This is a genomic window from Mesorhizobium sp. LMG17149, from assembly GCF_024518695.1.
Taxonomy (GTDB): Bacteria; Pseudomonadota; Alphaproteobacteria; order Rhizobiales; family Rhizobiaceae; genus Mesorhizobium.
The window spans coordinates 313,475-339,984 of record NZ_JANIFL010000005.1; the positions used below are offsets into that span (position 1 = coordinate 313,475).

23 protein-coding genes are annotated in these 26,510 nt (G+C 62.9%); 4 read left to right on the forward strand and 19 right to left on the reverse strand.

Annotated elements, in window-relative coordinates; all coding sequences use genetic code 11:
* The 3 genes from NP945_RS13660 to NP945_RS13670 all read right to left on the reverse strand — a co-directional run bounded on the left by NP945_RS13660 (position 1) and on the right by NP945_RS13670 (position 3,752).
* Entirely contained in the window at positions 1-1,155 is a 1,155-nt protein-coding gene (locus NP945_RS13660; RefSeq protein WP_128307300.1) for a carbohydrate ABC transporter permease, read from the reverse strand.
* Between the two features lies 1 nt (position 1,156).
* Entirely contained in the window at positions 1,157-2,170 is a 1,014-nt protein-coding gene (locus tag NP945_RS13665) for a carbohydrate ABC transporter permease (protein ID WP_127267790.1), read from the reverse strand.
* Positions 2,171-2,396: 226 nt separating this feature from the next.
* The gene (locus tag NP945_RS13670; RefSeq protein WP_127267791.1) at positions 2,397-3,752 is read right to left on the reverse strand and encodes an ABC transporter substrate-binding protein; all 1,356 of its coding nucleotides are present in this window, start codon (positions 3,750-3,752) and stop codon (positions 2,397-2,399) included.
* 363 nt (positions 3,753-4,115) lie between these two features.
* Between NP945_RS13670 and NP945_RS13675 the strand changes: the two genes are divergently transcribed.
* The gene (locus tag NP945_RS13675) at positions 4,116-5,138 is read left to right on the forward strand and encodes a LacI family DNA-binding transcriptional regulator (RefSeq protein ID WP_127267792.1); all 1,023 of its coding nucleotides are present in this window, start codon (positions 4,116-4,118) and stop codon (positions 5,136-5,138) included.
* An 86-nt stretch (positions 5,139-5,224) separates the two neighbouring features.
* Here the strand turns inward: NP945_RS13675 and NP945_RS13680 are convergent, their stop codons facing one another.
* On the reverse strand, positions 5,225-6,469 hold the full coding sequence (locus NP945_RS13680) for an NAD(P)/FAD-dependent oxidoreductase (protein ID WP_256746634.1): 1,245 nt from the start codon (positions 6,467-6,469) through the stop codon (positions 5,225-5,227).
* Between the two features lie 164 nt (positions 6,470-6,633).
* Entirely contained in the window at positions 6,634-7,542 is a 909-nt protein-coding gene (locus NP945_RS13685; protein ID WP_256746635.1) for a LysR family transcriptional regulator, read from the reverse strand.
* A 134-nt stretch (positions 7,543-7,676) separates the two neighbouring features.
* Here NP945_RS13685 and NP945_RS13690 point away from each other — a divergent pair, with 134 nt between their 5' ends.
* A complete protein-coding gene (locus NP945_RS13690; RefSeq protein ID WP_127271222.1) occupies positions 7,677-8,171 on the forward strand; it encodes a hypothetical protein in 495 nt (164 codons plus the stop codon).
* A gap of 11 nt (positions 8,172-8,182) precedes the next feature.
* Here NP945_RS13690 and NP945_RS13695 read toward each other — a convergent pair whose 3' ends face one another.
* The 14 genes from NP945_RS13695 to puuE all read right to left on the reverse strand — a co-directional run bounded on the left by NP945_RS13695 (position 8,183) and on the right by puuE (position 24,419).
* Complete coding sequence (locus NP945_RS13695; protein ID WP_256746636.1) at positions 8,183-9,613, reverse strand: S8 family serine peptidase; 1,431 nt, start codon at positions 9,611-9,613, stop codon at positions 8,183-8,185.
* The gene (locus NP945_RS13700; protein ID WP_127808228.1) at positions 9,603-10,271 is read right to left on the reverse strand and encodes an anti-sigma factor; all 669 of its coding nucleotides are present in this window, start codon (positions 10,269-10,271) and stop codon (positions 9,603-9,605) included. Before NP945_RS13700 ends, NP945_RS13695 begins: the two co-directional genes overlap by 11 nt.
* Positions 10,268-10,834, reverse strand: a complete 567-nt coding sequence (locus tag NP945_RS13705; RefSeq protein ID WP_127268161.1) for a sigma-70 family RNA polymerase sigma factor — start codon at positions 10,832-10,834, stop codon at positions 10,268-10,270. The genes NP945_RS13700 and NP945_RS13705 overlap by 4 nt, the downstream gene beginning before the upstream one ends.
* A gap of 159 nt (positions 10,835-10,993) precedes the next feature.
* Positions 10,994-11,833 (reverse strand): alkaline phosphatase family protein, encoded by an 840-nt coding sequence (locus NP945_RS13710; RefSeq protein ID WP_256746637.1) that lies wholly within the window; start codon positions 11,831-11,833, stop codon positions 10,994-10,996.
* A 98-nt stretch (positions 11,834-11,931) separates the two neighbouring features.
* A complete protein-coding gene (locus NP945_RS13715) occupies positions 11,932-13,521 on the reverse strand; it encodes an ABC transporter substrate-binding protein (RefSeq protein ID WP_256746638.1) in 1,590 nt (529 codons plus the stop codon).
* 183 nt (positions 13,522-13,704) lie between these two features.
* A complete protein-coding gene (locus NP945_RS13720) occupies positions 13,705-15,360 on the reverse strand; it encodes an ABC transporter ATP-binding protein (RefSeq protein ID WP_127268158.1) in 1,656 nt (551 codons plus the stop codon).
* Positions 15,360-16,184 carry an ABC transporter permease gene (locus NP945_RS13725; protein WP_127268157.1) on the reverse strand — a complete coding sequence of 275 codons (825 nt, stop codon included), beginning with the start codon at positions 16,182-16,184 and terminating at the stop codon, positions 15,360-15,362. Before NP945_RS13725 ends, NP945_RS13720 begins: the two co-directional genes overlap by 1 nt.
* Before the next feature lie 9 nt (positions 16,185-16,193).
* Positions 16,194-17,153, reverse strand: coding sequence for an ABC transporter permease (locus NP945_RS13730; RefSeq protein ID WP_127268156.1), 960 nt, complete (start codon positions 17,151-17,153; stop codon positions 16,194-16,196).
* A 15-nt stretch (positions 17,154-17,168) separates the two neighbouring features.
* The gene (locus NP945_RS13735) at positions 17,169-18,755 is read right to left on the reverse strand and encodes an ABC transporter substrate-binding protein (protein WP_256746639.1); all 1,587 of its coding nucleotides are present in this window, start codon (positions 18,753-18,755) and stop codon (positions 17,169-17,171) included.
* Between the two features lie 154 nt (positions 18,756-18,909).
* Positions 18,910-20,895 carry a CocE/NonD family hydrolase gene (locus NP945_RS13740; RefSeq protein WP_256746640.1) on the reverse strand — a complete coding sequence of 662 codons (1,986 nt, stop codon included), beginning with the start codon at positions 20,893-20,895 and terminating at the stop codon, positions 18,910-18,912.
* Between the two features lie 82 nt (positions 20,896-20,977).
* A complete protein-coding gene (locus NP945_RS13745; protein ID WP_127269858.1) occupies positions 20,978-21,571 on the reverse strand; it encodes a nucleoside deaminase in 594 nt (197 codons plus the stop codon).
* A gap of 67 nt (positions 21,572-21,638) precedes the next feature.
* A complete protein-coding gene (locus NP945_RS13750) occupies positions 21,639-22,130 on the reverse strand; it encodes an ureidoglycolate lyase (protein WP_256746641.1) in 492 nt (163 codons plus the stop codon).
* Positions 22,127-22,990: a bifunctional allantoicase/(S)-ureidoglycine aminohydrolase gene (locus tag NP945_RS13755; RefSeq protein WP_256746642.1), complete on the reverse strand. Its 864-nt coding sequence runs from the start codon at positions 22,988-22,990 to the stop codon at positions 22,127-22,129. Before NP945_RS13755 ends, NP945_RS13750 begins: the two co-directional genes overlap by 4 nt.
* A 10-nt stretch (positions 22,991-23,000) precedes the next feature.
* Positions 23,001-24,419 carry an allantoinase PuuE gene (gene puuE, locus NP945_RS13760; RefSeq protein WP_256746643.1) on the reverse strand — a complete coding sequence of 473 codons (1,419 nt, stop codon included), beginning with the start codon at positions 24,417-24,419 and terminating at the stop codon, positions 23,001-23,003.
* Between the two features lie 203 nt (positions 24,420-24,622).
* Between puuE and uraH the strand changes: the two genes are divergently transcribed.
* Together uraH and xdhA are read left to right on the forward strand one after the other, a co-directional pair.
* Entirely contained in the window at positions 24,623-24,997 is a 375-nt protein-coding gene (uraH, locus tag NP945_RS13765; RefSeq protein WP_127328582.1) for a hydroxyisourate hydrolase, read from the forward strand.
* A 3-nt stretch (positions 24,998-25,000) separates the two neighbouring features.
* Positions 25,001-26,482 (forward strand): xanthine dehydrogenase small subunit, encoded by a 1,482-nt coding sequence (xdhA, locus tag NP945_RS13770; protein WP_256746644.1) that lies wholly within the window; start codon positions 25,001-25,003, stop codon positions 26,480-26,482.
* Positions 26,483-26,510: the final 28 nt, after the last annotated feature.

Genomic DNA, 26,510 nt, shown 5'->3' on the forward strand with positions numbered 1-26,510 from the left:
TCAGCCTCCTTTCACCGAGCCGGCAAGCAGCCCGCGGACAAAATAGCGCTGCAGCGAGAAGAACACGATCAGCGGTACGATGATGGTCACGAAAGCCGATGTCGTCAGAATCTCCCAGTCGCCGCCGCGCGAGCCCAACAGCGCGTTGAGCTTGGCGGTCAGCACGATCTGGTCTGCCTCTGTACCGAGGAAAACCATCGCCACCAGCAGATCGTTCCATACCCACAGGAACTGGAAGATGGCAAACGAAGCCAGCACCGGGAACGACAGCGGCAAGACGATCTTGACGAAGATCTCGAAATCGCTGGCGCCATCGATGCGCGCCGATTCCATGATTTCGCGCGGCAGGCCGGCAATGTAGCTGCGCAGCAGGTAGATGGCGAAGGGCAGGCCGAAGCCGGTATGCGCCAGCCAGATGCCGAGATAGGTCTTCGACGGCATGCCGAAGAAAGCGCCGACGCCGTTGTAGAGCTTCAACAGCGGGATCAGCGACATCTGCAATGGCACCACCAGCAGGCCGATGATGACGGCGATCAGCAGCGCCCGGCCGGGAAACCGCATCCAGGCCAGCGCATAGGCGGCAAAGGCGGCGATCAGGATCGGGATGACGGTAGCCGGAATGGTGACGGTCAGGGAATTCATGAATGACCGTCCGATGCCTTCGGAGAACAGCACGGTTCTGTAATTGTCGGTGGTGAATTTCGGCGGCGCCGACGAAGCATAATAGACGCGCTGGCCGCGATCGCCTTCGAATGCTTTCGGGGAATGCATGATGAAGCTGCCGTCGGCATTGAGCTGCAAGGTCACGCCGTCGCCGAGATCGGCTGTCGTGCCGGCGGGATATTGCGTCGGTGTCGCCGATTTGACCCCGAAGGCGCTGATGTCGCGCTTGGCGCCGTCGCCGAAGATATTGCCCTCGAGGACGAACTTGCCGTCCTTCTCGACTTGCGCCGAGGCGGGCGGGAGCCGGCCTGCTTCCGTCTGGGTGGAACTGGCGAACGAGTTCCACCAGCCCGAGGCGATGATCTGGTTCTTGTCGCGCAGCGACGAGACCAGGATGCCGAGCGTCGGTATGGTCCAGATCGCGACGAAGATGAGCACGGCGATGTGGACGCCAAAACGGCTGGCGAAGGAATTTCCGGTCGCGACGGCCATCTCAATGTCCTCCCGTCTCTTTGTTCGCCTGGCGGATGTTCCAGACCATGATCGGAATGACGGCAATCATGATGATGATGGCGATGGTGGCGCCGCGGCCGAAATCGCCGCCGCCGCGGAACATCCAGTCGAACATCAGATTGGCCAGCACCTGGCTGTTCCACTGGCCGTTGGTCATGGTCAGCACGATGTCGAACACTTTGAGCACCAGGATGGTGATCGTGGTCCAGACCACGGCGATGGTGCCCCAAATCTGCGGCACCATGATCTTCCAGAAGATCTGGAACGGATTGGCGCCGTCGATGACGGCGGCTTCCAGCGTTTCTTCGGGAATGCCGCGCAGGGCGGAAGACAGGATGACCATGGCAAAGCCGGTCTGAATCCAGATCAGGATGATCATCAGGAAGAAATTGTTCCAAAACGGCAGCGATATCCAGACCTGCGGCTGGCCGCCGAAATGCTGGATGATGGCGTTGAGGATGCCGATCTGCGTCTGGCCGTCGCCCCGATACTCGTAGATGAATTTCCAGATCACGCTGGCGCCGACGAAGGAGATCGCCAACGGCAGGAAGATCAGGCTCTTGGCGATCGTGCCCCACCAGATCTTGTCCGTAAGCACGGCGATGATCAGCCCGAGGAAGGTGCAGGCGGCCGGCACCACCGCCAGCCAGATGATGTTGTTGAGGATCGAGTTGCGGAACTCGCGATCGCCGAACGCCCATTGATAGTTCGCCAAGCCGACGAAATTGATGCCGCTGCGATCGAGGAACGACAGCCGCAGCGTCTCGACCACCGGATAGATCAGGTAAATGGTGAGGATGATCATCGCCGGGCCGACGAACAGCCATGGCCGGACCAGCCCTTGCCGGCGCAGATTGTCGATGGCCGCGGCACCCGCGACGCCGCGTGACGGGAATATCAGGTCGACCAGTTTGTTGGCGCCCCAGAAATAGGCGACGCAACCGCCGACGCCGACGATGATGACTGTTATGGCCGAGAAAATCTGAGCCGCCATGGGTCCCTCTCCCCCTGCGCATGACCCGACAAGGAATGACCTTGGTAACGGAGACCAGGCGCCGATTCAGTTGTTTGGAGCGCGTCATCGGCGGCTTGCGCACATTGCCGATCGCGCTTCATTTCAATGCGCTCATGACGAAAGGCTGCGGCACGGGCCGCCGTCGGATCCGGGCCAGTACGGTCCGGATCCAGTGCGAGAATGGTGGTCGCTTACATGCCGACCGCTACTTGATCGCGTCCCAGCTCTTCTGGATGTCGGTGGCGACGTCCTGCGCCGACTTGCCGCCCACCAGGTCGATCATGCCGGTCCAGAACGCGCCGGCGCCGATCTTGCCCGGCATCAGGTCGGAACCGTCGAAGCGGAAAGTCGAGGCGTTGGCGAGGATTTCGCCCTGCTTCTTCAGCGCGTCGCTGGCATAGGCATCCTTGTTGACCGACTTGAGCGGCGTCACGAAGCCGCCTTCGGCCATCCAGATCTCGTGGGCGAGCGGCATCTTCAGGAATTCGATGAATGCGCGCGCGCTCTTGCTGTCCTTGGTGATCATCGCCAGCGTACCGGCGCCGAGCACGGGCGTGCCCAGTTCAGGCTTGGAGGCATAAGGCGGGAAGTAGAAGAAGTCCGCGTCCTGGCCGACCTTGGTGCCTTCCGGGAAGAAGGTCGGGATGAACGATGCCTGGTGGTGCAGGTAGCATTTCGGCGGCACCGAAAAGAGGCCCTTCGGGCTGTCGCGGAAATCGGTCGCCGCAACCGCCTTGGCGCCGCCGTCGACCATCTTGTCGTCGGTCGCGATCTTGCCGAAAATGTCGATGGCATTGACCACTGCGGGGTCGTTGAACGGGATCTCGTTCTTCACCCATTTGTCGTAGACTTCCGGAGGCTGGGTGCGCAGCATCAGGTCTTCGACCCAGTCGGTCGCCGGCCAGCCGGTGGCGCCGCCGGAGCCGAGGCCGATGCACCACGGCTTGCCGCCATCGGCGATGATCTTCTTTTCGAGATCGGCAAGTTCTTCCTGCGTTTTCGGCACCTTGTAGCCGGCTTCCTCGAAATTATCCGGCGAATACCAGACCAGCGACTTCACGTCAGCCTTGTAAGGGAAGGCGAAGAAGCCCGGCTTGCCGTCCTTGTCCTTGAAGGTGCCGAGATCGACCCATGACTGGCCGGCACCGTAATTGTCCTTGACCCATTTGGCGGTGTCGTCACCGAGCGGCGTCAAAAGGCCCTTCGACGCCAGGTCCTGGATGAGCCCCGGCTGCGGCAGCACGGCGATGTTCGGCGGGCTGCCGGCCTGCGTGTCGATGACGATCTGCTGCTCGTAATTCTCCGAGGAGGAGTATTTGATCTCGACGCCGGTGGCTTCTGAGAAATAGTCGAGAACGCCACGCACCAGGCCTTCGTCCTCGCCGCGCCACGGTCCGAAGATCGACAGCGTCTCACCCTTGAGGTCGACTTTCTTGAGCTCTTCGTAGTTCGCCCAGTTGAAGCGCTTGTCTTCGCCGGGCTTGAACTTCAGTTCGGCCTGCGCGGGCGCGTTCAGGGCGAACGTGGCGAACGCAGCACCCAGCAAAAGCATTTTCTTCATCGGTATTCCTCCCAGTGGGTCTCACACACCGGACGGAACCTCCATTCCGCCCGCCGACGCCGCAGGACTGTGACTCAGTCGGAAAGGAACCGCAACCTTTCGAAGAGCCTTCCAAAGCGCTTTGGCTTTTTCGATCACGCCATTGAATTGCTGGGAAGTCAAGAGGCTGGCGGATTAATCGATTTAGGTTCGCGCATTTGCGCCCCTGAAAGTGCGCTGCAACATACTATTATGGCGATGCAGCAGCAATTTTTGTTTCAAACACGCCCGAACCGCGTCTATGGTTCGGCTCGGTATGGCTCGGCCCCGCGGGCACTTGGGTCGATTCAATTTAAAAGCGCTTTGAGGGAATGGAGACCTTTCGTGAACCTCAAGCAGCTCGCCCATATGCTGGCACTTTCGCAAACCACGGTAAGCCGTGCGCTGAACGGCTATCCCGAGGTCAACGAGGAGACGCGCAGGCGTGTCATGGATGCCGCCAAGCGCCATGGCTATCGTCCCAATCCGAGCGCGCGCCGGCTGGCGACCGGCAAGACCGGCATGATCGGCTATGTCCTGCCGACCGGTGCGTCCGTCGACATCGATCCGCATTTCGTCGAGTTCCTGTCCGGCCTTGGTGACTATGCCCGCTCGCACGAGCTTGACCTTGTGCTGTCGCCGGCCGACGCCGACGACCAGGAGACGACCTACCGGCGCATCGTCGCCAACCGGCAGGTCGACGCTGTTTATATCTCCTCTCCAAGGCCCGCTGACCGACGCGTGGCGCTGGTCAACACGCTCGGCATTCCCTTCATCGTCCATGGCCGCAGCGAAGGTTTCGATTTCGACTATGCCTTTACCGACATCGACAATGAGGGCGCCTTCCACGAGGCGGCCAGGCTGCTGATCCAACTCGGTCATCGGCGGCTGGCGTTGATCAACGGTGACGACCGCGAGACCTTCGCCATCCATCGCGAACGCGGCGTGCGCCGGGCGCTCGCCGCGAGCGGACTGTCATTGAGCGAACGCCATGTCTGCTCGGTCGATATGACCGAGGAGAACGGCTATCGCGCCACCAGGCGTTTGCTGGAAGAGGACGACGCGCCGACGGCGATCGCCTGCTCCAGCCTGATCATGGCGCTGGGCGTCGTGCGCGCCGTACGCGACCTCGGCCTGAGCATTCCGAGCGACGTCTCGCTGATCGCCCATGACGATGTCTTCCCCTGGCTGAGGCCGGAGAATTTCTCGGTGCCGCTGTCGACCACGCGTTCATCGATCCGTCTCGCCGGCGCCCGTGTCGCCGAGCGGCTGGCGGCGCGGATTTCAGGACTGGAGGAGGGGGCGCGAGGCGAGGTCTGGCCGGTCGACCTGGTGGTCAGGGGATCCGTGGCGGGGGCGCCTGCGTAGCTGGAGATCAAACCCATGCTCTGCGGGAACCGAGTTGAGACGCGACGCCCGGTTTACCCAATCATGGATCGGCTGTGTCCAGTACGTCACGAACGCCCGACGATGTGTTCGACAAGGCGGTGCGCCTCCTCGGCAATCGCTAATATTATGCCCGATTTGCGCGTGGAGGCGAAATCTAAGCCGGCGAAGTAGATGCCTGGCTGCGCAGCCACGCCATCCTCATGAACGGGCCGTCCCTGCGAGTCGAGCACCCCAGGGAGGTTCACCCAACTGAAATCACCCCGGAAGCCAGTACACCACACCACGGTCGTTATGCCGGACACGGCAACATCAAGAGAACGAATAGTAGGGTCCGGCAGATATGCCGCGACAGTCTCCGCAGGATCGGGTTCCGAAACGGGAGCATCGATTCCGGAGCGACTGATATATTCGTCGATATAGCGTTTGACGTTGGCGGAGGCTTCATCTGCAAAACGAATATGGGCTTCGAGATCGTCGGCGAACGAGAGGCGGCCGCCTTCCTCGACGCCTGCGAACCCGCCAAGCAGCACGACACCTCGGGCGCTGAGCGCTTGGAGGCTAATGGTGCGTTCTGCCCCAAGCAGACCACGAGCCGGTATGCGTTCCGCAAGACGGATTATCTCCTCTCGACGCACGTCGAGAAACCCGCTCTCGACAAGCCACATCATAATGTGGCGACCTCGGTAGCTCCGAGAGAGTCTTCCAACCCGGCTTGTGGCAAGGAAGACCGTTCGGCCTGCTTCTGCCAAGTCCTCTGCGATCTGGCCACCCGACTGGCCGCCTCCGACAACCAGCACCGCTCCATCAGCGAGATCGGCGGCGCTGCGGTAATCGGAAGCATCGATCTGGCAGAGGCCGGGCGGCAGCGAACCGGCCCAAATTGGGCGCACCGGACAATTCAGGTCGCCGCTTGCGATCACCACGTTCCGCGCCAAAACTGTGCCGCGTGAAGTGGTTAGCCTATATTCGCCATTATTGTGTCCACTGGCGAGTTCGGTCACGGCAGTATCCTGTTCGACAGGGAGGCCGTGCCGCTTGGCGAAATCCTCGAGGAGTGCGACGAATTCGTCGCGCGTCAGGGTACCGGACGGATCCGAACCGTCATAGCAGTCGCCTGGCATCACGGTCTGCACGTTGGGGGTATTCATCCGGAAAGAGTCCCACCGCTGTGTGCGCCAGGTCTCTCCGATGCGGCCTCTCTCCAGTATCCTGTGGCTTAGGCCCCGCCGTGCCAGCGAATGGCTGATGCCCAGGCCGGCCCAGCCGGCCCCGACGACCACCGCATCGAGGACATTGGCGTTACTCGTCATTGCCGCAATCCCGATGCTAGTGCATGTCGCCCAAAAATGGCGTCCGCATAGTCTCCCCGAAGGTGCGAGGGCAAGATAGCAGTTCTGTCGGCTCACGCCACGATCAAAATCTCGCCCGACGCCGGCAGTGGGGAGGCCACCGCAAGGGGCTGGATTCCGATATCTCACGCCGCGGATTTGAGGTGGTCAATGAAGGCGCGCAGCTTCGGCAGGACTTGGCGCTTGCCGGGATGATACAGGAAGACGCCCGGCGTCGTGGCGGCGATGCCGTCCAGCACCGGTTCGAGTTTACCTTCGGCTATCGGACCTTCAGCGATTGGTCGAGGCGTCTGCGCCAGCCCGACGCCCCGCATCGCGGCCCCGAGCAATGTCGGATAATCGTGCGCAATCAGCGGGCCTGAGAGCATCGCCTCGATCGCCTCGTTGCCCTCGACGAAAGCCCAGGGAGCAATGGCGCCATTCGAACGGCGCAAGCGCAGGCAGGCGTGGTTGCGCAAATCGTCGACGCGTTCGGGGCGGCCATGGCGTTTGAGATAGTCAGGGCTGCCGACGACCACGAAGGAAAATGACGGGGTTAGCCGCACCGCGACCATGTCGACCGCGATGAACTGGCCAAGACGGATACCGGCATCGAACCCGCCGGCCGCGAGATCGACCATCTCGTCGCTCGCGGCGATCTCCAGTTCGATCTCGGGATAGGCCCGGCAGAACGACGCGATCATCGGCTCCAGGATCAAGGGCACGACGGCGCGGGGTACGGACAGGCGCAGCAGACCGGTCGGCCGCCGGCCGATGTCACGCACCGCCTCGCCGGCCGCCACAAGTTCTTCGAAAGCAGGGCCGGCACGGTCGAGGAACCGTTGGCCAGGCTCGCTCAAGCCGACACTCCGCGTTGTGCGAACGAACAACGCCGCACCCATGCGTGTTTCCAGCGCGCGCACCGCCTGGCTCACGGCGGACGGTGTCACGCCGAGTTCCGCTGCGGCGCGGCGGAAGTTGCGGTGCCTGGCGACGGCCAGGAATGCCTCGACGCCCTCCAGCGCTCCGTGCCGGACTGTGTAGTTCTGCTTCATGGGTTGTTGTGATTACAGCGGATGGTCGAATTATGGAAGCGGGCTTAGTAGGTCGGTCAAGGTCGTCCGCCAAGGGCTGCCCTGCGTCTCACGCGGTGTCGGAGGTCGCGTGAACCAGTTTCGAGAGAGGCCAGATGTCAACCGAGGTCGTGTTCCAAATCCATCTTGTTCTGGGCTATGTCGCGTGGCTGCTTTGCTTCGCCGTATACGGTTTGCCGTGGCTCAGGTCTATGGACCGGGTCGCGACGCAACGCGCTGTCGCCACTCTGCACAGCTTCCGCTTCTTCGGGCTGGTCTTCCTCGTTCCGGGTGTCGTCGGCCCCGATTTGCCTGCCGGCTTTGCCGTGTTTGCTGCCTACGGCGACCTCATAACAGGAGTGCTGGCCATGCTGGCGCTGGTCACGGCAAGGATACCTCGGATCTTCTGGGCGCTCGTCGTTGCCTTCAATCTGGTCGGGACTGTCGACCTCGTCGTAGACTATTACCACGCCATCCAGGTCGGCCTTCCCCAGCGTGCGGGCGAACTGGGCGCCACCTACGCGATCCCGATCATCTACGTGCCGCTGCTGATGATCACGCACACCGTCGCGCTCTATTTTCTGGTGCGTCCTCCGCAAGCCGCGACTTGACCTGTCGCAGACTAATCCTTTGCCGCCGCCCTGATGTCCAGCAGACCGTAGCCGAAATCATCGTCGCGTCCCTTGGGGCCGAGATCCCTGGCCGTCGCCGCGAGCGCCTTCTCGATGTCGTCGGCCGAGCGATCGGGCGCGGCATGGATGAGATTGGCGATAGCGCCGCTCACGATCGCCGCCGCAAACGAGGTGCCGGTGACCACGTCCGAACCGCCGCCGCTCGGCGCCACCATCTCGACGCCGGGCGCCGAGATGAAGACATAGGCGCCGCGATTGGCCTGCGGCATCAGCCCGTCCTTGGCGTCGGTTGCGGTGACTGCGATGACGCCGTCGAAAGCCGCCGGATAGCCATAGGGCGCCTTCGGCCCGTTGTTGCCGGCTGCGGCGACCAGCACCATGCCGAGTGCGCGGGCATTGCGGCAGGCGACGCCGAGCAAATCGTTCTTCGGCCCGACGAAGCTCATATTGATGATGCGCACGTCCTGTTCCGCCGCCCAGTCGAGCGCCGACAGGATGACGTCCATGGTCGACTTGCCGCCCTCGAAGGCGCGGGCGTGATAGATCTTTGCGCCCGGCGCCATGCCTTCCAGCACGCCGACGCCGGCGATCAGCCCGTCGATCGACGTGCCGTGATCGCGCTTTTCGATCGGCACGTCGGGCATGGCGTCGAACTGCCCGGCAATGACGCCCGACAGCGCCGGGTTGGTGTCGTCGATGCCGGTGTCGATCACCGCGATGCGGACGTTTTCGCCGCTGGCCTGTTTGGCATCGAGCGCGATACGATCGAACGCATAGTTGACGATGCCGGCGGCCTGCTGCAGCGAATAGACATGGTTGGGCTCGCGCCGCTGGGTGCGGCCGTCGGCGGCCAGTTGCGCCAGCACGACGCCGACGGGCCGGCCGTCGGGAATGCCGAAGCGCACCAGCGTGGTGCCGAGCAGAAGCGACTGGCGCTGCGAGCGCACCTGCAGGCCGAAAGAAGCGGCGATCTGCTGGACGGCGCCGGCATCGCCGTCGACGGTCACCAGCACCTCGTCGGGCACGAAATCGCCAACCACCGCGCGCGGCGGCTGTACCGCAATGAGATCGGTCGGCGAGACGATCGGGCCACCGGGCGGGGGGCCGGCTTGAGTATCGGCCGGCGGCGTTGCGGGCGCCGGCCGGGGCGTCGGTACCGGTGTTGGAGACGCCGCCGGGTTGGGAAACAGGTCGACGATCAGCGCCGGCAGGAAGACCGCGCCGGATTGGCCTGCGTCCGATCCGCTCTTTGTGTCATTGCCATCCTTGGCGCAATCGGCGCCCGCCGCGTTGGTCCCGTTGCGGCAGTCGATTTTCGTCTGGTCTGGATTGGGGTCGTTGGTCTGCGCCGACGCGGGCACGACGATTGCCATCGCCGTCGCAAGCACTGCCGCAAATCGAATGACCGCCTCAGCCGCCATCAACGGGTTTCCTTCCCTCGATCACAGTTTCCGTGAAAGCCTGGGCGGCAACAAGGCCGATTTGCTTGTTGTAGTCGGCAGCTGTCGCGGCCGGAATGCCAAGCCGGAACACGCCGTCGGCGGTCGGTCCGCCGATGATCTTCAGCCCGTTGCTGCCGAGGAAGGCGGAAATGTCCGACATCTTGGCATCCGGCTTGAACTTGACCAGGGCGAACGGCATTTTCGCCGGATCGTCTTGCGCGCCGGCAATCTCGAAATCATTGCCCTTGCCGCCGGGTTCGACAAACGACTGCACCATGACCAGAGCCAGCAGAACCGCGGCTGCCGCCCAGGCGACACCGACCGGCACCGCCATGAAGCGGCCCCAGGCCTGCGCCAGCCAGGACGATCCTGCCGGCTTGCGCGCAGGCCCGGCCTCGGCGTCGAGTGCCTTGGCAAAGCGGCTGAGCGCATCGGCCGGCGGCCGGATTGCTTCGTTGGCGGCCGTGGCGCCGGAGAATTCGGCTTCAGCCTCGCCAAGGGCGGCAAGTGCGGCCGGATCGCTGGCCAGCCACTCCTCGACCGCTTCCAGGTCGGAACCTTCCAGCGAGCCGTTCAGGTAGAATGGCAGCAGCGTTTCCATTTCGTCGCGGCGCGACATCTTTTCAGCGGCGCTCATGGCCACCCCCTGTCGTAACCGGCGGCCTTGAGGGCCTCGCCGAGTTTCTTGCGGGCGTAGAACATCCGGGTCTTGACGGTGGCGACCGGAATGTCGAGCACCTCGCCGATCTCGCTCACCGACTGTCCGTGATAATAGGCAAGATCGATGACCACGCGATGCTCTTCGGGCAAGGTGTCGACGAAGCGCCGCAGGGCGGCGGCCTTGTCTTCCTTCATGGTGACGACTTCCGGCGTGTCCGCGCCATCGGGCACCGCGGCGGCGGCCTCGTCGTCGATCCAGTCTTCCTTCTTCTTGCGCAGAAAGGACAGCGCCTTGAAACGGGCGATGCCGAGCAGCCATGTCGAGACTTCGGAACGCCCTTCGAAGCCGGGCGCCTGGCGCCATAGCTCGAGGAAGACTTCGTTGGCGATATCGTCGGCCATCATTTCCGATCCCGTCTGGCGCGCCACGAAGCGGTAGACCCGCGCGTGGTGACGCATGAACAGGAGCCGCACGGCGGCACGGTCGCCCTTCGCGACCCGGTCGACGAGAGCGCGATCGGTCTCCGTCGCTGCCGTCATGGCCGGTCGAGCCGCCTGGCTCCTGTCTGCTCTGTCGCTGATCGGTCCAAAAAGGTTCATCCTCCGCCAAGGAATTTTGCGGAGGCTAACCGAAGTAAGGAAGTGTTGCCAGAGGCAGGGTCTTCCCTTCCCCCCCCAAGGGAAGAGTTCTGCGCCCGCTCACTCCAAGAAAGATTTAGCCTTCATCGTCTCCGGCATTGCCACACCCAGCCGGCTCAGCACTGTCGGCGCCAGCTGCAGCTGGTCGAGCAGCGTGTCGGCCTGCGGACCCTTACCTTGTCCAAAATAGTACAGCGCGAAATCCTGCATCTCGTCGTCATGGCCGCCATGATGGCCACGATCGGTCTGGCCGTGATCGGCGGTGACGATCACCTCATAGCCGGCTTCGATCCAGCGCGGCAGGAAGGCGGCCAGCATCCCGTCCATCGCATAGACGGCATGGTCCATCTCGTGGCAGTCGTGGCCGAAGCGGTGTCCCATCGAGTCCAGCGTGCAGGTGTGCAGGATGCCGTAGTCGATGCCATGGCGTTTCGTCAGCATCGTCAGCGTCGCGAACAGGTCGACATCGCTCGGCGTCATCTGGTTGCGAAGATTGTAACCGGTCATGGTGTGGAAGCGGCCATGCGTGATCGGCCCGCCTGGCTCGTCGAACTCCATGTCCTCGACCACGTCGAACGGATAGGCGCGGAAGAATTCCGACCAGTAGGAATGCGTCACCGCCCCCGTCTTGCCGCCTGCCTTGCTGACTTCGGAGAAGATATCGGGCTGCTCGACGCGGAACCGGTTCTCGTTGGAGAGAATCCCGTGCACCTGCGGTGAGACCCCGGTGTGGATCGACGCATAGCAGCAGGCCGAGGTCGACGGCAGCACCGAGCGCATCTTCCAGACGCGCGCCTCGCCCGATTGCACCCAGCCTTCGAGATTGCCCATCAGCCGGCGCCAGTTCCGGTAAGGCACGCCGTCGAGGATGATCAGCAGAAGCTTGGACTTGAGCGCCACGGGCTGCTCCATGCGGTTGGCAGTTGAAACGGGAACGCCGTGTGCCGTCTTGGGCACACGGCGTTCTTGATAGATGAAATCGGACGATCAGAGTCCGCTCAAGCGTTGAGCCAGCACTCGGCAAGCGCGTAGCCGTCCATCATTTCGCCGATAGGGCTCTTGGCATAGCCGCCGATCCTGCTGGTGGCGGCCGCGTCGATGAACTGGTTGAAGAAGGGCACGATCAGCCCGCCTTCGTCACGCATCATAACTGCCATATCGTGGTAGATCGCCTGGCGCTTGGCCTGGTCGAGCTCGCCGCGCGCGGTAAACAGCATCTTGTCGAATTCCGGCCGCTTGAAGCGCGTGTCGTTCCAGTCGGCGGTCGAGACATAGCCGGTGGAATACATCTGGTCCTGCGTCGCGCGTCCGCCCCAGTAGGAGAGCGAGAAAGGCTGCTTGTTCCAGACCTCCGACCAGTAGCCGTCGCCGGGCTCGCGCTTGATCTCGATCTTGATGCCGGCTTTGGCGCAGGACTGCTGATAGAGCTGTGCGGCATCGACGGCGCCCGGGAAGGCGACGTCCGAGGTGCGCAGCACGATCGAGCCGCTGTGGCCCGATTTCTTGTAGGCTGCCGCCGCCTTGTCCGGATCGAACTTGCGCTGCTCGATGTCGGCGGAAAACAGCGGATAGGCCTCGTTGATCGGGAAGTCGTTACCCACCGAGCCATAGCCGCGCAGGATCTTTTCCAGCATCTCGTCGCGGTCCATGGCAAGCTTCAGCGCCATCCGCAGATCGTTGCTGTCGAAGGGGGCGGTGTCGCAGAACATGTTGAACGGGTAGTAGCCCTTGCCCGAGACGTTCTCGATGGAGACGCCCGCGATGCGCTTGACCAGATCGACGACCTTCGGCTCGACGCGGTTGATCATGTGCACCTGGCCGCCCTGCAGGGCGGCAAGCCGTGCGGTCGCGTCATTGATGACGATGATCTCGACCTGGTCGGCATGGCCGGCCTTGTCGCCCAGCCAGTAATTGGCGAAGCGCTCGCCGCCATGGCGCACGCCGGGCTGGTTGACGCTAACCTTATAGGGACCGGCGCTGATGCCGGCGTTCGGATCGTCCTTGCCGCCATTCGGCTGGATGGTGAGATGGTAGTCGGCCATCAGATAGGGGAAGTCGGCATCGGCGTCGCCGAGCGTGACGATGACCTCCTTGCCGCTCGCCTTGATCCCCTTGATGTTCTTGAGGATGCCGAGTGCTCCGGACTTGGACTTCTCGTCCGCATGGCGCTCAATGGTGGCAGCAACATCCTCCGCGCCGACCGTCTTGCCATTGTGGAACTCGATGCCGTCGCGGATCTTGATTGTCCATGTCTTGGCGTCGGCCGAGGCGACAATCTCCTCGGCAATCAGGTTGACCAGCTTGTTGTCCGGGGTGAGGCGCACGAGATACTCGCCCCAAAGCTTGCCGAAGCTGAAGGTAACCTGGCTGAGGTTCAGCGCCGGATCGAGGCTGTTGGTGGATTCACCGCCCTGCAGGCCGGCCTTGATGATACCGCCCTTCACCGCCGTCTGGGCAAATGCCTTGCCGGCCAGCGCCGGCATCAGGGCCGCCGATACGCCGAGCGCGGCGGCGCGCCCAAGAAAGGCGCGGCGCGATATCCGGCCTTGACCGGCGAGTTCGGCGAGATAATCGAGTTCAGTCTTCATGTCCTACCCCTGTTTTAAAGTCGTGCGAGCGGCGCTCGTCCCGAAGGACGTTTGGCGTTCTAGTGTTGCATCCGGATGACGGTCGCCGGCGCCCCATGTGGCGGCTTGGTCTGGTGCAATTCCCAGGGGGAAGCGCCATGCGCTTCTTCTGGGAGAACCGGTTCCAGTTTTCCCCGAATTGCTTTAGTTGCCCGCGCTGGCCATGCGCCGTCCCTTGATTGCCTTTTCCAGCCAGCCGATTTCCATCTCTGGAACCGAGGAGAGCAGCAGGTCGGTGTAGGCGTCGAAGGGCGGGCTTAGCACCTGGCTCTTGGGGCCGTAGCGCACCACTTCGCCGCGATACATAACCGCGATCGAATCGGCGATCGACTTCACAGTGGCGAGGTCGTGCGTGATGAACAGATAGGCGACGTTCTCCTCCTTCTGCAACTCCAGCAGCAGCTTGAGGATGCCGTTGGCGACCAGCGGATCGAGCGCAGAGGTCACCTCGTCGCAGATGATCAGCTTCGGCTTGGCGGCAAGCGATCGGGCAATGCAGACACGCTGTTTCTGGCCGCCGGAAAGTTCGGCCGGATAGCGGTCGGAAAAGCCCTTGCCCATCTCGATCTTGTCGAGCAGTTCGGCGACGCGCCTGTCGCGCTCGCGGCCGCGTATGCCGAAATAGAATTCGAGCGGCCGGCCGATGATGGTGCCGACGGTCTGGCGCGGGTTCATCGCCACGTCGGCCATCTGGTAGATCATCTGCAACTGGCGCAAATCCTCCTTCGGCCGGTCGGCCAGCCTGTTGGCCAGCGGACGTCCGTCGAAGGTGACGGTGCCCTGTTCGGGCGGCAAAAGTCCCGTGATGGCGCGCGCCAGCGTCGACTTGCCGGAGCCGGACTCGCCGACCACGGCCAGCGTCTGACCCGGATAGATGTCGACCGAGACGTTCTTCAGCACCTTGATGTCGCTGCGGCCATAGGCGGCGGTGACGTTCTTCACCGACAGGAATGGCGACGTGCCGGGTTTCTGCTCCTGATGCTCGATCTCATGCACCGAGACCAGCGCATTGGTGTATTCCTGGCGCGGCTCCTTGATGATCTGCCTTGTGCCGCCCCATTCGACCAGCCTTCCATGGCGCAGCACCATGATCTCGTCTGAGACCTGGGCGACGACGGCAAGGTCGTGGGTGATGTAGAGCGCAGCGACATGGGTGTCGCGGATGGCATCCTTGATCGCCGCCAGCACGTCGATCTGCGTCGTCACGTCGAGCGCCGTTGTCGGCTCGTCGAAGACGATCAGGTCCGGCTCGGAGCACAGCGCCATCGCCGTCATCACGCGCTGCAACTGGCCACCCGAAACCTGGTGCGGAAAGCGCTCGCCGATGGTTTCAGGGTTCGGCAGGCTGAGCTTCTTGAACAGCGCAACCGCGCGCTTCTCGGCCTCGGCCCGCGTTGCCGTACCGTGCAGCAGCGTGGCTTCCACCACCTGGTCCATCAGCCGGTGCGCCGGGTTGAAGGCGGCTGCCGCCGATTGCGCGACATAGCAGACCTCGCGGCCGCGTAATTTGCGGAAGCCGTCCTTGCCGCCCTTGAGGATGTCGCGGCCGTTCAGGATCACCTCGCCGCCGGTGATGCGCACGCCGCCGCGGCCATAGCCCATCGACGACAGGCCGATGGTCGACTTGCCGGCGCCGGACTCGCCGATCAGGCCGAGCACCTTGCCTTTTTCAAGCGTCAGCGAGACATCGTGCACCAACACGATGTTCTTTGGCGGCTCGCCGGGCGGGAAGACGGTGGCTTCGATGCGCAGGTTGCGGATGTCGAGCAGCAGGCCTGATTTCGCTTTGGTGTCGGCCATCACCCGCGTCCTCCCTTGAGGCTGGTCGTCCGGTTGAGCACCCAGTCGGCAACCAGGTTGACGGAAATCGCCAACAGGGCGATCGCCGCCGCCGGGATAAGCGCGGCCGCGATGCCGAAGACGATGCCATCCTTGTTTTCCTTGACCATGCCGCCCCAGTCGGCGTCCGGTGGCTGCACGCCAAGGCCGAGGAACGACAGCGTCGACAGGAACAGCACGGCATAGATGAAGCGTAGGCCGAGTTCCGAAACCAGCGGCGACAATGCGTTGGGAAGGATCTCGCGGAAGATGATCCAGCCGCTGCCCTCACCACGCAGTTTCGCCGCCTCGACATAGTCCATGACGTTGATGTCGACGGCGACCGCGCGCGACAGGCGATAGACGCGGGTCGAATCCAGAATGCCCATCACCAGGATCAGCGTCACCAGATTGGTCGGCAGCACTGACAGCACGACGAGACCCATGATCAGCGTCGGGATCGACATCAAGAGATCGACGAGGCGCGACAGCAGCGTGTCGAACCAGCCGCCGAAGACGGCCGCCGAGAAGCCGAGGATGGCGCCGAGCGAGAATGACAGTGCGGTGGCCAGCACCGCGATGAACAAAGTGATGCGGGCGCCGTAGATCATGCGAGACAGAAGATCGCGGCCGAGATTGTCGGTGCCCAGCAAATGGGCAGCCGACATCGGTTCCCAGACGTCGCCGACGATTTCGCCATTGCCGTGCGGCGCGATCCAGGGGGCGAAGATCGCCGCCAGCACGAACAATGCCGTCAGCACGATCCCGATCAGCGCGGGGAGGGGGATGCGTTTGATATCGAGCATATCCGCCCCCTATTTCGGATGTCTGAGACGCGGATTGGCGACGATCGCCGCTATGTCCGCAATGATATTCAGGCTGATATAAACGGCGGCGAAGATCAGGCCGACCGCCTGCACCACCGGCACGTCGCGTTTGGTGACGTGGTCGACCAGATACTGCCCCATGCCCGGATAGACGAAGATCACCTCGACCACTACGACGCCGACGATCAGGTAGGCGAGGTTGAGCATGACGACGTTGATGATCGGCGCGATGGCATTGGGGAAGGCGTGCTTGCGGATGACGTTGAAGGCCGACAGGCCCTTCAGTTCCGCTGTCTCGACATAGGCCGACTGCATGACATTGAGGATCGCCGCGCGTGTCATGCGCATCATGTGGGCGAGCACGACCAGCGTCAGCGCTGCCGCCGGCAGAGCGATCGCCTGCATGCGCTCGCCGAACGGCATGCCGTCATAGACGGTCGAGATGCCCGGGAAGATTTGCCATTTCACGGCGAAGAAATAGACCAGCACATAGCCGATGAAGAACTCGGGAAAGGAGGTCGAGGCCAGAGCCAGCCCGGAGATCAGCTTGTCGACCCAGCCATTGCGGTAGCGCACCGCGATCAGACCGAGGATAATCGCTAGCGGCACCGCGACGACCGCTGCCCAGAAGGCGAGGAACAGCGTGTTCCACAGCCGGCCCTTGATCGACGTGGCGATATCCTGGCCGCTCGACATGGCGGTACCCAGGTCGCCTGTCACCACCCCGCCGAGCCAACGGAAATACCTGATATAGGCCGGATCGTTGAGGCCGAGCTGCTCGCGCAAATTGGCGAGCGACTCCGGTGTCGCCGATTGCCCAAGAATGGCTTGCGCGACATCGCCGGGCAGGATCTGCGTGCCGGCGAAAATCAGGACCGAAACGGCCAACAAGAGGAGAATGCCCAGCGCGATGCGCTGGGCAATCAGTTTCAGGATGGGTGAAGACATATCCGCAAAGCCGGCTCAGGCCTGCAGCCAGCACTTCGCCAAGGCGTAACCGTTCATCAGTTCCTGATGTGGATCGTCGACCCAGCCATCGACCTTGGCACCGGTCGCGTCGATGAACTGGTTGAACATCGGCAAGATCAGGCCGCCTTCGTCGCGGACCATGACAGCCATGTCGTGGTACATCGCCTTGCGCTTGGTCTCGTCAAGTTCGGCCCGGGCCGCCAGCACCATCTTGTCGAAATCCGGACGCTTGAAACGCGTGTCGTTCCAGTCCGCCGTCGATAGATAGGCGGTCGAGTACATCTGGTCCTGCGTCGAGCGGCCGCCCCAGTAGGAGGCGCAGAAGGGCTGCTTGTTCCAGACTTCCGACCAGTAGCCGTCGCCCGGTTCGCGCTTGATCTCCAACTTGATGCCGGCCTTGGCCGCGCTCTGCTGATAGAGTTGCGCGGCATCCACGGCGCCGGGGAAGGCGACGTCGGAAGTCCGTAGCAGCACGGCCCCGTCATGGCCCGACTTCTTGAAGTGGAACTTGGCCTTGTCGGGATCGTATTTGCGCTGCTCGATCTCGGTAAACAGCGGATAGGAAGCGTTGATCGGGAAGTCGTTGCCGATCGAACCGTAGCCACGCAGGATCTTGTCGAGCATTTCTTCACGGTCGATGGCCAGCTTGAGCGCCATGCGCAGATCGTTGTTGTCGAAGGGTGCGGTGTTGCAATGCGCGATGAAGACATAGTGGCCGGGACCCGCATGGTTGCGGATGGTGACGCCGGGCAGGCGCTTGATCAGGTCGACGATCTTCGGCTCGACGCGGTTGATCATGTTGACCTGGCCGCCTTGCAGGGCGGCGGTGCGCGCCGTCGCATCGTTGATGACGATGATCTCGATCTGGTCGGCGTGGCCCATCTTGTCGCCCTGCCAGTAATTGGCGAAACGCTCGCCGCCATGGCGCACGCCAGGCTCATTGGTCGTGACCTTGTAAGGACCGGCCGAGATGCCTGCGTCGGACTTGTCCTTGCCGCCATTCGGTTGGACGATCAGGTGATAGTCGCTGAGCAAATAGGGCAGGTCGGCATTGGCTTCCTTCAGGGTCAGCACGACTTCCTTGCCGCTGGCCTTGATGGTTTCGATGCCCTTCATGTAGCCGAGCGCGCCGGATTTCGACTTCTCGTCGGAATGGCGCTCAAGTGTGGCGGCCACGTCCTCGGCGGTCACCGTCTTGCCGTTGTGGAATTCGACGCCGTCGCGGATCTTCAGCGTCCACACCTTGGCGTCGTCCGACGAGCCGATCTCCTCGGCGATACGATTCTCGAGCTTGCCTTCGGGCGAAAGCTCGACAATCAATTCGCCCCACATCTTGCCGAAGGCGAACGGCACCTGAGTCATGAACAGCGCCGGGTCGAGGCTGTTGGTGGATTCACCGCCGACTAGGCCGGCTTTCAGTGTACCGCCCTTGACCGGACCTGCCGCGCGTGCAGCGCTTGAAAGCAGCGAGTTGGCGAAGGGCGCGGAGATACCGAGCGCCGCCGCCCGGCCGAGAAAATCACGACGGCTCAGTTTGCCCGACGCGACACGCCGGCTAAGAAATTCCAGTTCGTTCGACATTTTGAGTTCCTCACTCTGTTGGTTCGACTCTGCGGTCGTTTTTCTTATTTCTTGTGAGGAGAATAATGACCGCAAGGGAAAGCGGTAAGCAAGACCGAATGCGACATGCCGTGGCGTAAATCGTACGTCGCAATTGGACCAATGAACTCGGTGCTCAAAGAAGCGCGCGCGGCACCTTCTCCTCGAAATTGCGCTCGAAGACGAGCGTTTCGTCCTCATAGGCCTCGATTCTGGCGCTGACGATGAAGTTTTGCGCGTCCGACCGCATTTCGGCTGTCGTTTCGGTGCGTACCGACCATCCGTTTCGCGACAGGGTCTGCGTCCAGTGCGTCTTCCCCGAGGCCGACAGCGGATCATCGCGGTGGATCGTCCAGGTCTCGCGGGCGATGCTGCCATTGGCCAGGCCATGAGCGAGATCGCGCACCTCGCCGAAATCATCAACGATGGAAAGCGTCACGATTCCCGTCTTTTCGTCACGATCGATATGGCGCTCGGAATTGCTGGCGCGGATCGTCTCCGTTGCCCAGGGAGTGGCACCTTCCGGCTCGGCGAACGCCGCTTCGTCGTCTGTCGCCAGCGGCCGCAGCGGCAAGCGGAGCGTCGCCGCCGACAAGGTCAGACGGACCGGCTCCGGCGACGGCCAGATGGCAGGCCAATAGGCGTTCGAAACGGCAACGCGCAGGTGGTGGCCGGCAGGCACGCGGTAGGCGCATTGATCGAGCACTACGCGCGCAGACACGGTTTCACCCGGCACCAGCGCCTCCGGAAATTCGTGCGAATTGCGGTGCGTCAGATTGAGTACGCCATAGGAGATCAACTCCGAGGCGCCGTCGGGATGCACATCGCAAAGCCGGACCGCGATGTTGGCCTGCGGACGATCAGAGGATAGCTGCAGCTCGACCTCCGGGGCGCCGACGATGTCGATCGGCTCGCTGAGTTCCGGCTGGTCGAAACACGCCGACAGGGCATCGTCGGGGCGCTGATCGCCAGGCAGTTCGGGGCCGAAGGTGAAAGGAAAATACTCGCCGCCGGCCAGGCCGCAGCTTTGCGGCGAGGCAACGATGGCGGGTTTTTCCGTTGCGGGGATCAGATCGACCGTCTGCGTCTTGATGTTGGACGATGGCCATTCCTGCTCCGCCACCCAGCGGCCAGGCCGCTCGGGGTGCCAGCGCGCTGGGCGCACGCTGTCCATGACATAGGCGCGGTAGGCCGGGTCGGACTCGACACCCGTGTCGACACCCTTCAGCCAGCGGTCCCACCAGCGCAGAGCCTCCTGCAGGAAGCCGATGGCGGGTTTTGGTCCTGCGTAGTGCGGGTATTTGTGGATCCATGGCCCGATAATGCCCTTGACCGGGGCTTCGATGTTGCTGGCCAGATGCGAGACCGTGTTGCGGTAGCCGTCATGCCAGCCGCCGATCGACAGCACCGCGGCTTTGACGGCGGAGAAATCCTCGCAGATCGAGCCGCGCTTCCAGTAGGCATCACGGTGCTGGTGTTTCAGCCACAGCGGCGCCAGGAAGGATTGGTTCTCCAGCCGGGTCAGCCACAGATCGCGCCATCTGTTGTCGCCGGCCAGCAGCGGGTCCGGTGGCCGCGACGAGTAGGACAGCATGGTCGAGGCCCAGCCGAAGTTCTCGATCAGCAGGCAGCCGCCCTTGTAGTGGATGTCGTCGGCATAGCGGTCGACGGTCGAGCATAGGCTGATCACGGCTTTCAGCGCCGGCGGCTGCTTGGCCGCCACCTGCAGGCAGTTGAAGCCGCCCCAGGAAATGCCCATCATGCCGACATTGCCGTTGCACCAGGGCTGGCTTGCCGCCCAGGCGATGACGTCGCAGGCGTCCTGCAATTCCTGCTCGGAATACTCGTCGTCCATCAGCCCTTCGGAATCGCCATTGCCGCGCATGTCGACGCGGATCGAGGCATAGCCGTGGCCGGCGAAATAGGGATGCGTCAGCTGATCGCGAAAGATGGTGCCGTCGCGCTTGCGGTAGGGCAGGTGTTCGAGGATCGCCGGCACCGGATCGTCGCCCGCATCCTCCGGCATCCACACCCGCGCCGAGAGCCGGCAGCCGTCCGGCATGACGATCCCCATGTCCGGGAATTCGACGACCTTGCGGGAAAATTCGGTGACTGTTTTCATGGCATGCTCCAGGATCGCCAGATGATGGAGCCGGTGGGGTCGCGTCGTGGGCCAGCCAACGAATTCGGCTGGTCAATCCGCGTCAATTCAGCGGAATGTCGTTATCGTCCTTATTCGCCTGATAGACGCCGGACAACTCATCGTAGCGCGCCGAAATCGCGCCGATACGTGTTTCCAGCCGTTGCCGCTCGGCTTCGGGCAAAGTTCGCACCAACCGACGTATGGAAAAGCTCTTCCAGTAGGCATTCTCGGCATTGTAGCCGCCGGGATCGAGGGTGAAGACCTCTTTCAGGATTTTCAGGTCGTGCGGGATGGCAAAGCTGTCGCGCGAATCCTCGTGGCTGAACAGATAGTAGAAATTGTCGAAGCCGGTCCAGGTGATAGCCGACAGGCAGAGCGAGCAGGGTTCGTGCGTGGCGATGAAGATGGCGTCTTTCGTATCGACGCGTTCAGCCCTGGGCATTTCGTAGAAGCGCTTCAGGCAGTGCACCTCGCCGTGCCAGAGCGGGTTTTCCATCTCGTTGTTGGTTTCGGCCAGCACCAGCGACCGGTCGTCCTTGCGCAGGATCGCGGCGCCGAACAGCTTGTTGCCATGGGTGACGCCGTCGGCCGTCTTCGGCACGATGTCGTGCTCGATAACGTCGAGCAGGCGGTCGATCAGCGAAATATCCGTCATCAGGGGGTCTCCTGCCGCATGTCGCCCAAAGTGCCCCCGGGTTTGGGGTAACGACACGCACAAAAAATTAAGGGAGATGGATCTCGTAGGCGTGCGAGAAATGGAACTCTTCGAGATTGGAGCCGTCGCCGCCACGGTCGACGATCAGGAAATCCTGAGGCTCGCCGAGCGGCGTCAGCACGCCATGCCAGAGATTGCGCCGGTAATTGATGCCTTGGCCGGGTGCGGTGATGAAGGCATGCGGCTCATCAGGCCCTTGCTCGCCGTCATGGCAGACGACGACCAGGAATGGACGCGGCGACAGCGGGATGAAGGCCTGGCTGCCGAAGGGGTGGCGCTCGACCATGCTCAGCTTCAGCGGCAGTTCGTAAGGCGTGCCGCGCACCATCGAGATTAGCACGCGGGCATTCGGTCCGATCGCCTCGGCGGTCGCCAGATCGTGATAGCGTTCCGCGCGGCCGCCATTGATCGGGTAGTGGTTGTCGCCGCCCATGTCGATGACGTCGCCGAACGGAGCAAAGCTCTCGCGGGTCAGTGGCCGCGCAATGATCCGCGTCACGGCGTCCGCCCAGGGACACCGACGCCGCCGAGCTTGGCGTGCCGGTTCACGTCCTTGTAGAGCAGATAACGGAATTTGCCCGGGCCGCCGGCATAGCAGGCCTGCGGACAGAAGGCGCGCAGCCACATATAGTCGCCGGCCTCGACCTCGACCCAGTCCTGGTTGAGGCGATAGACCGCCTTGCCTTCCAGCACATAGAGCCCGTGCTCCATGACATGGGTCTCGGCGAAGGGAATGACCGCACCCGGTTCAAGCGTGACGATGGTCATGTGCATGTCGTGGCGCAAATCGGCTGGATCGACGAAACGCGTCGTCGCCCAGCGGCCCTCGGTGCCGGGCATCGGCGTCGGCGCGATCTCCTGTTCGTTGGCGAAGAAGGCTTCCGGCACATCGAGACCGTCGACCGCCTCGTAAGCCTTGCGAATCCAGTGGAAGCGCACGTCGGCCTTGCCTTCGTTGCGAACCATCCAGCCGCTGGCCGGCGGCAGGAAGGCAAAGCCGCCGGGCCGCAAGACATGCTTCTTGCCGGCAAGCAGAACCGTCAGTTCGCCTTCGACCACGAACAGCGCGCCTTCGGCACCGGCATCGGGTTCCGGCCGGTCGCTGCCGCCGCCTGGCGCAACCTCGACTATGTATTGCGAGAACGTCTCGGCAAAACCCGACAGCGGTCGCGACAATATCCAGACGCGGGTCTCGTCCCAGAACGGCAAGGCACTGGTGACGATGTCCTGCATCACACCCCGAGGAATGACGGCATAGGCCTGGGTGAAGACGGCGCGACCGGTCAGAAGCTCGCTCTGGCCGGGGAGGCCGCCATGTGGTGCGTAATAGGTTCGCTCGGGCATCCTGATCGTATCCATGGGTTCAAACCTATTGCGGAAGCATGTCCTTGAGGCGGAGCAGTGCGATGCGCTCGACCTGTTTGCAGGCGGTCTCGAATTCGACGCCGCGGCTGTTGCCGATGCGCGCCTCGAACTCCGCCAGGATTTCTTGCCTCGTCTTGCCCTTCACCGCGATGATGAAGGGGAAGCCGAAGGTGGTGACGTAGGCGGCGTTGAGCTTGGAAAACAGTTCGCGCTCTTTGTCGGTCAGCGCGTCGAGGCCGGCCGAGGCCTGTTCCCTGGTCGATTCCGCCGTCAGCCGTTTGGCCTTGGCCAGCTTGCCGGCAAGGTCGGGATGGGCGTTGAGCACCGAAAGCCGCTCGGTTTCGCTGGCGGAGCGGAAGATACGGCAAAGCGCATTGTGCAGGCCGCCTGAAGTGTCATGCGCCGGCCCCAGTTCCAGTTCGTAGGCGCGTTCGGCGATCCAGGGCGAATGCTCGAACACGCCGCCGAAAGTGTGGACGAAGGTCTCGAATTCCATCTTCGATGGTCTGAGTGCCGCCGGCTGATAAGGATTGACCTCCTGCCAGTGTTTGGCGATGTCGATGCGCCTCGCCAGCCAGACCTTGTCGTGCGACTTCACATAGTCGACGAAGCGCTTCAGCGCCGCCACCCGGCCCGGCCGCCCGACGAGGCGGCAATGCAGGCCGATGTTCATCATGCGTGGCCGGCCGGCCTTGCCCTCGGCATAGAGCGTGTCGAAGCTGTCCTTCAAATAAGCAAAGAACTGGTCGCCCGAGTTGAAGCCCTGCGGCGTGGCGAAGCGCATGTCGTTGGCGTCGAGCGTATAGGGAATGATGAGCTGCGCGCCGCCCTCATGCTCGAACCAGTAGGGCAGCTCGTCGTCATAGGTGTCCGACACATAGTCGAAACCACCTTCTTCCGCCACAATCCGCACTGTGTTGATCGATGTGCGACCCGTATACCAGCCGGTCGGGCGCGCGCCGGTCACTTCGTAGTGCAGCTTGATCGCCGCCTCGAGGTCGCGGCGCTCATCTTCGGCGCTGTGGTCGCGGTAGTCGATCCATCTCAGCCCGTGCGAGGCGATCTCCCAGCCGGCTTCCTGCATGGCCGCCACCTGATCCGGCGAACGGGCGAGTGCGGTGGCGACGCCGTAGCAGGTGATCGGCACTTGCGACTCGGTGAACAGCCGCAGCAGCCGCCAAAAGCCGGCGCGGGCACCGTATTCGTAGATGGATTCCATGTTCCAGTGACGCTGGCCCATCCAGGGTGCCGCGCCGACGATTTCCGACAGGAAGGCTTCAGACGCCTTGTCGCCATGCAGCACGCAGTTCTCGCCGCCTTCCTCGTAGTTGACGACGAACTGCACGGCGACATGTGCCCCGCCAGGCCATTTCGGGTCCGGCGGATTGGCTCCATAGCCGCGCATGTCTCTGCAGTAACGCATCGTCCCTCCCGCCGGGCATGGCCCGAAGTATGATCAGGATATCGAAAGGGTGCCTCTCGCATTCCCCCGAAAATTTTTGAAAGTGTTTTTGTCGCACTCCGCTCGACCGGGACTTATGCATCGCCTTTAATTGGCGCACAATTCACTGTTGATACTTGATCGTACCGGGCCAATTCGCTCGTACCGGAAATGGGAGGCGGCCAATGGCAGAAACGTCGAATGCCGATGGCGGGCGTCTGACGACCCATGTCCTCGACACGGCGACCGGCAAGCCGGCGGCGGGACTGTCGATCGCGCTTTATCACCTCGACGGCAAGGCACGGACACATTTGAAGACCGTTGTCACCAATGCCGACGGCCGTTGCGACAAGCCGCTGCTCGCCGGCGCGGAGTTCCGCACCGGCGAATACGAACTGGTCTTCGCCGCGGGCGATTATTTGCGCCAGCAGGGGTCGAGCCTGCCGAAACCGGCCTTTCTCGATGTAATACCGATCCGCTTCGGCATGGCCGAGCCCGTGCACTATCATGTGCCGCTGCTGGTCTCGCCCTACGGCTACTCGACATACAGGGGGAGCTGAGGCATGGCCAAAATCAGCATCCGCAAAGAAATCCGCTTCATCCTCAACGGCAGGGACGTCGCGCTTTCGTCGGTGGCGTCAGACGCGACCCTGCTCGACTGGCTGCGGCTAGAGCGGTCGCTGCGCGGCACCAAGGAAGGCTGCGCCGAGGGTGATTGCGGCGCCTGCACCGTGTTGGTCGGCAAGCTCTCGGCCGGCGGGCTGGTCTATGAAAGCGTCAATGCCTGCATCCGTTTCCTCGGCTCGTTGGACGCCACCCATGTCGTGACCGTCGAGCATCTGCGCGGCGTATCAGGCCAACTGCATCCGGTGCAGCAGGCGATGGTCGATTTCCACGGCTCGCAATGCGGCTTCTGCACGCCGGGCTTCGTGATGTCGCTCTATGGCCTGTGGATGAAGTCATCGAATCCGTCGAACGCGGATATCGAAAAGGCCTTGCAAGGCAATCTCTGCCGCTGCACCGGCTACGAGGCGATCATGCGCGCCGCGCATGCCATCTCCAGCTACGGTAAGGCGGCGGAGGATCCGCTGGCCGCAGAGCGCAAGGCGATCACCGCGAGGCTCGAGGCCCTGCATGACGGCGCCCGGGTCGAGATCGGTTCGGCCAAGGCGCGGCTGGTCGTGCCGGCCGATGTCGATGATTTCGCCGCCGTGCTGGACAAGGAACCCGGCGCCACCATCGTTGCCGGCTCGACTGATGTCGGCCTATGGGTGACCAAGCATATGCGCGATATTTCGCCGGCCATTTTCATCGGCAATCTCGACGGACTTTGCACCATCTCGGAAGACAACGGCGTCATTTCGATCGGCGCGGGCGTCACCTACACTGACGCCTTCGCGACATTGGCGAAGCGTATCCCGGCGCTGGGGCCGTTGTTCGATCGCATCGGCGGCGAACAGGTGCGCAACATGGGCACCATCGGCGGCAACATCGCCAACGGCTCGCCGATCGGCGACACGCCGCCGCCCTTGATCGCGCTTGGCGCAAGCCTCACCCTGCGCAAGGGCAAGAAGCGGCGGACGATCCCGCTGGAGGATTTCTTCATCGCCTATGGCAAACAGGACCGGCTCTTAGGTGAATTCGTCGAGGCCGTGCACGTTCCTATTCCTCCCAAGGCCACAAAATTCGCCGTCCACAAGATCACCAAGCGCCGCGATGAGGACATAACCGCGGCCCTCGGCGCCTTCTTCCTGACGCTGGCCAAGGACGGCACGGTGGCGGAGGTGCGCATCGCCTATGGCGGCATGGCGGCGACGCCGAAGCGGGCGTCTTCTGTCGAAAAAGCGCTGCTCGGCAAGCCGTGGACCGAACAGACGGTTGAGGCAGCGATGGCCGAATATGACAGGGATTTCACCCCGCTGACCGATATGCGGGCCTCGGCCGAATATCGCGCACTGGCGGCGCGCAACCTTTTGTTGCGCTTCTTCGCCGAGACCACGGATACCCGGGCACCATTCCAAGTGTCACGCAACGAGGCGGCATGATGAGCACCAATGCCAGTGAACAAACAGC

Bases quoted from the DNA above. Each gene is read 5' to 3' on its own strand.
- NP945_RS13725 (WP_127268157.1), bottom strand. From the start codon at position 16,184: ATGCTCGATATCAAACGCATCCCCCTCCCCGCGCTGATCGGGATCGTG.
- NP945_RS13700 (WP_127808228.1), bottom strand. From the start codon at position 10,271: ATGAGCGCCGCTGAAAAGATGTCGCGCCGCGACGAAATGGAAACGCTG.
- NP945_RS13720 (WP_127268158.1), bottom strand. From the start codon at position 15,360: ATGGCCGACACCAAAGCGAAATCAGGCCTGCTGCTCGACATCCGCAAC.
- NP945_RS13745 (WP_127269858.1), bottom strand. From the start codon at position 21,571: ATGACGGATATTTCGCTGATCGACCGCCTGCTCGACGTTATCGAGCAC.
- puuE (WP_256746643.1), bottom strand. From the start codon at position 24,419: ATGCGTTACTGCAGAGACATGCGCGGCTATGGAGCCAATCCGCCGGAC.
- NP945_RS13690 (WP_127271222.1), top strand. From the start codon at position 7,677: ATGTCAACCGAGGTCGTGTTCCAAATCCATCTTGTTCTGGGCTATGTC.
- NP945_RS13735 (WP_256746639.1), bottom strand. From the start codon at position 18,755: ATGTCGAACGAACTGGAATTTCTTAGCCGGCGTGTCGCGTCGGGCAAA.
- NP945_RS13665 (WP_127267790.1), bottom strand. From the start codon at position 2,170: ATGGCGGCTCAGATTTTCTCGGCCATAACAGTCATCATCGTCGGCGTC.
- NP945_RS13730 (WP_127268156.1), bottom strand. From the start codon at position 17,153: ATGTCTTCACCCATCCTGAAACTGATTGCCCAGCGCATCGCGCTGGGC.
- uraH (WP_127328582.1), top strand. From the start codon at position 24,623: ATGGCAGAAACGTCGAATGCCGATGGCGGGCGTCTGACGACCCATGTC.
- NP945_RS13740 (WP_256746640.1), bottom strand. From the start codon at position 20,895: ATGAAAACAGTCACCGAATTTTCCCGCAAGGTCGTCGAATTCCCGGAC.
- NP945_RS13680 (WP_256746634.1), bottom strand. From the start codon at position 6,469: ATGACGAGTAACGCCAATGTCCTCGATGCGGTGGTCGTCGGGGCCGGC.
- NP945_RS13715 (WP_256746638.1), bottom strand. From the start codon at position 13,521: ATGAAGACTGAACTCGATTATCTCGCCGAACTCGCCGGTCAAGGCCGG.
- NP945_RS13695 (WP_256746636.1), bottom strand. From the start codon at position 9,613: ATGGCGGCTGAGGCGGTCATTCGATTTGCGGCAGTGCTTGCGACGGCG.
- xdhA (WP_256746644.1), top strand. From the start codon at position 25,001: ATGGCCAAAATCAGCATCCGCAAAGAAATCCGCTTCATCCTCAACGGC.
- NP945_RS13685 (WP_256746635.1), bottom strand. From the start codon at position 7,542: ATGAAGCAGAACTACACAGTCCGGCACGGAGCGCTGGAGGGCGTCGAG.
- NP945_RS13705 (WP_127268161.1), bottom strand. From the start codon at position 10,834: ATGACGGCAGCGACGGAGACCGATCGCGCTCTCGTCGACCGGGTCGCG.
- NP945_RS13755 (WP_256746642.1), bottom strand. From the start codon at position 22,990: ATGGATACGATCAGGATGCCCGAGCGAACCTATTACGCACCACATGGC.
- NP945_RS13670 (WP_127267791.1), bottom strand. From the start codon at position 3,752: ATGAAGAAAATGCTTTTGCTGGGTGCTGCGTTCGCCACGTTCGCCCTG.
- NP945_RS13660 (WP_128307300.1), bottom strand. From the start codon at position 1,155: ATGGCCGTCGCGACCGGAAATTCCTTCGCCAGCCGTTTTGGCGTCCAC.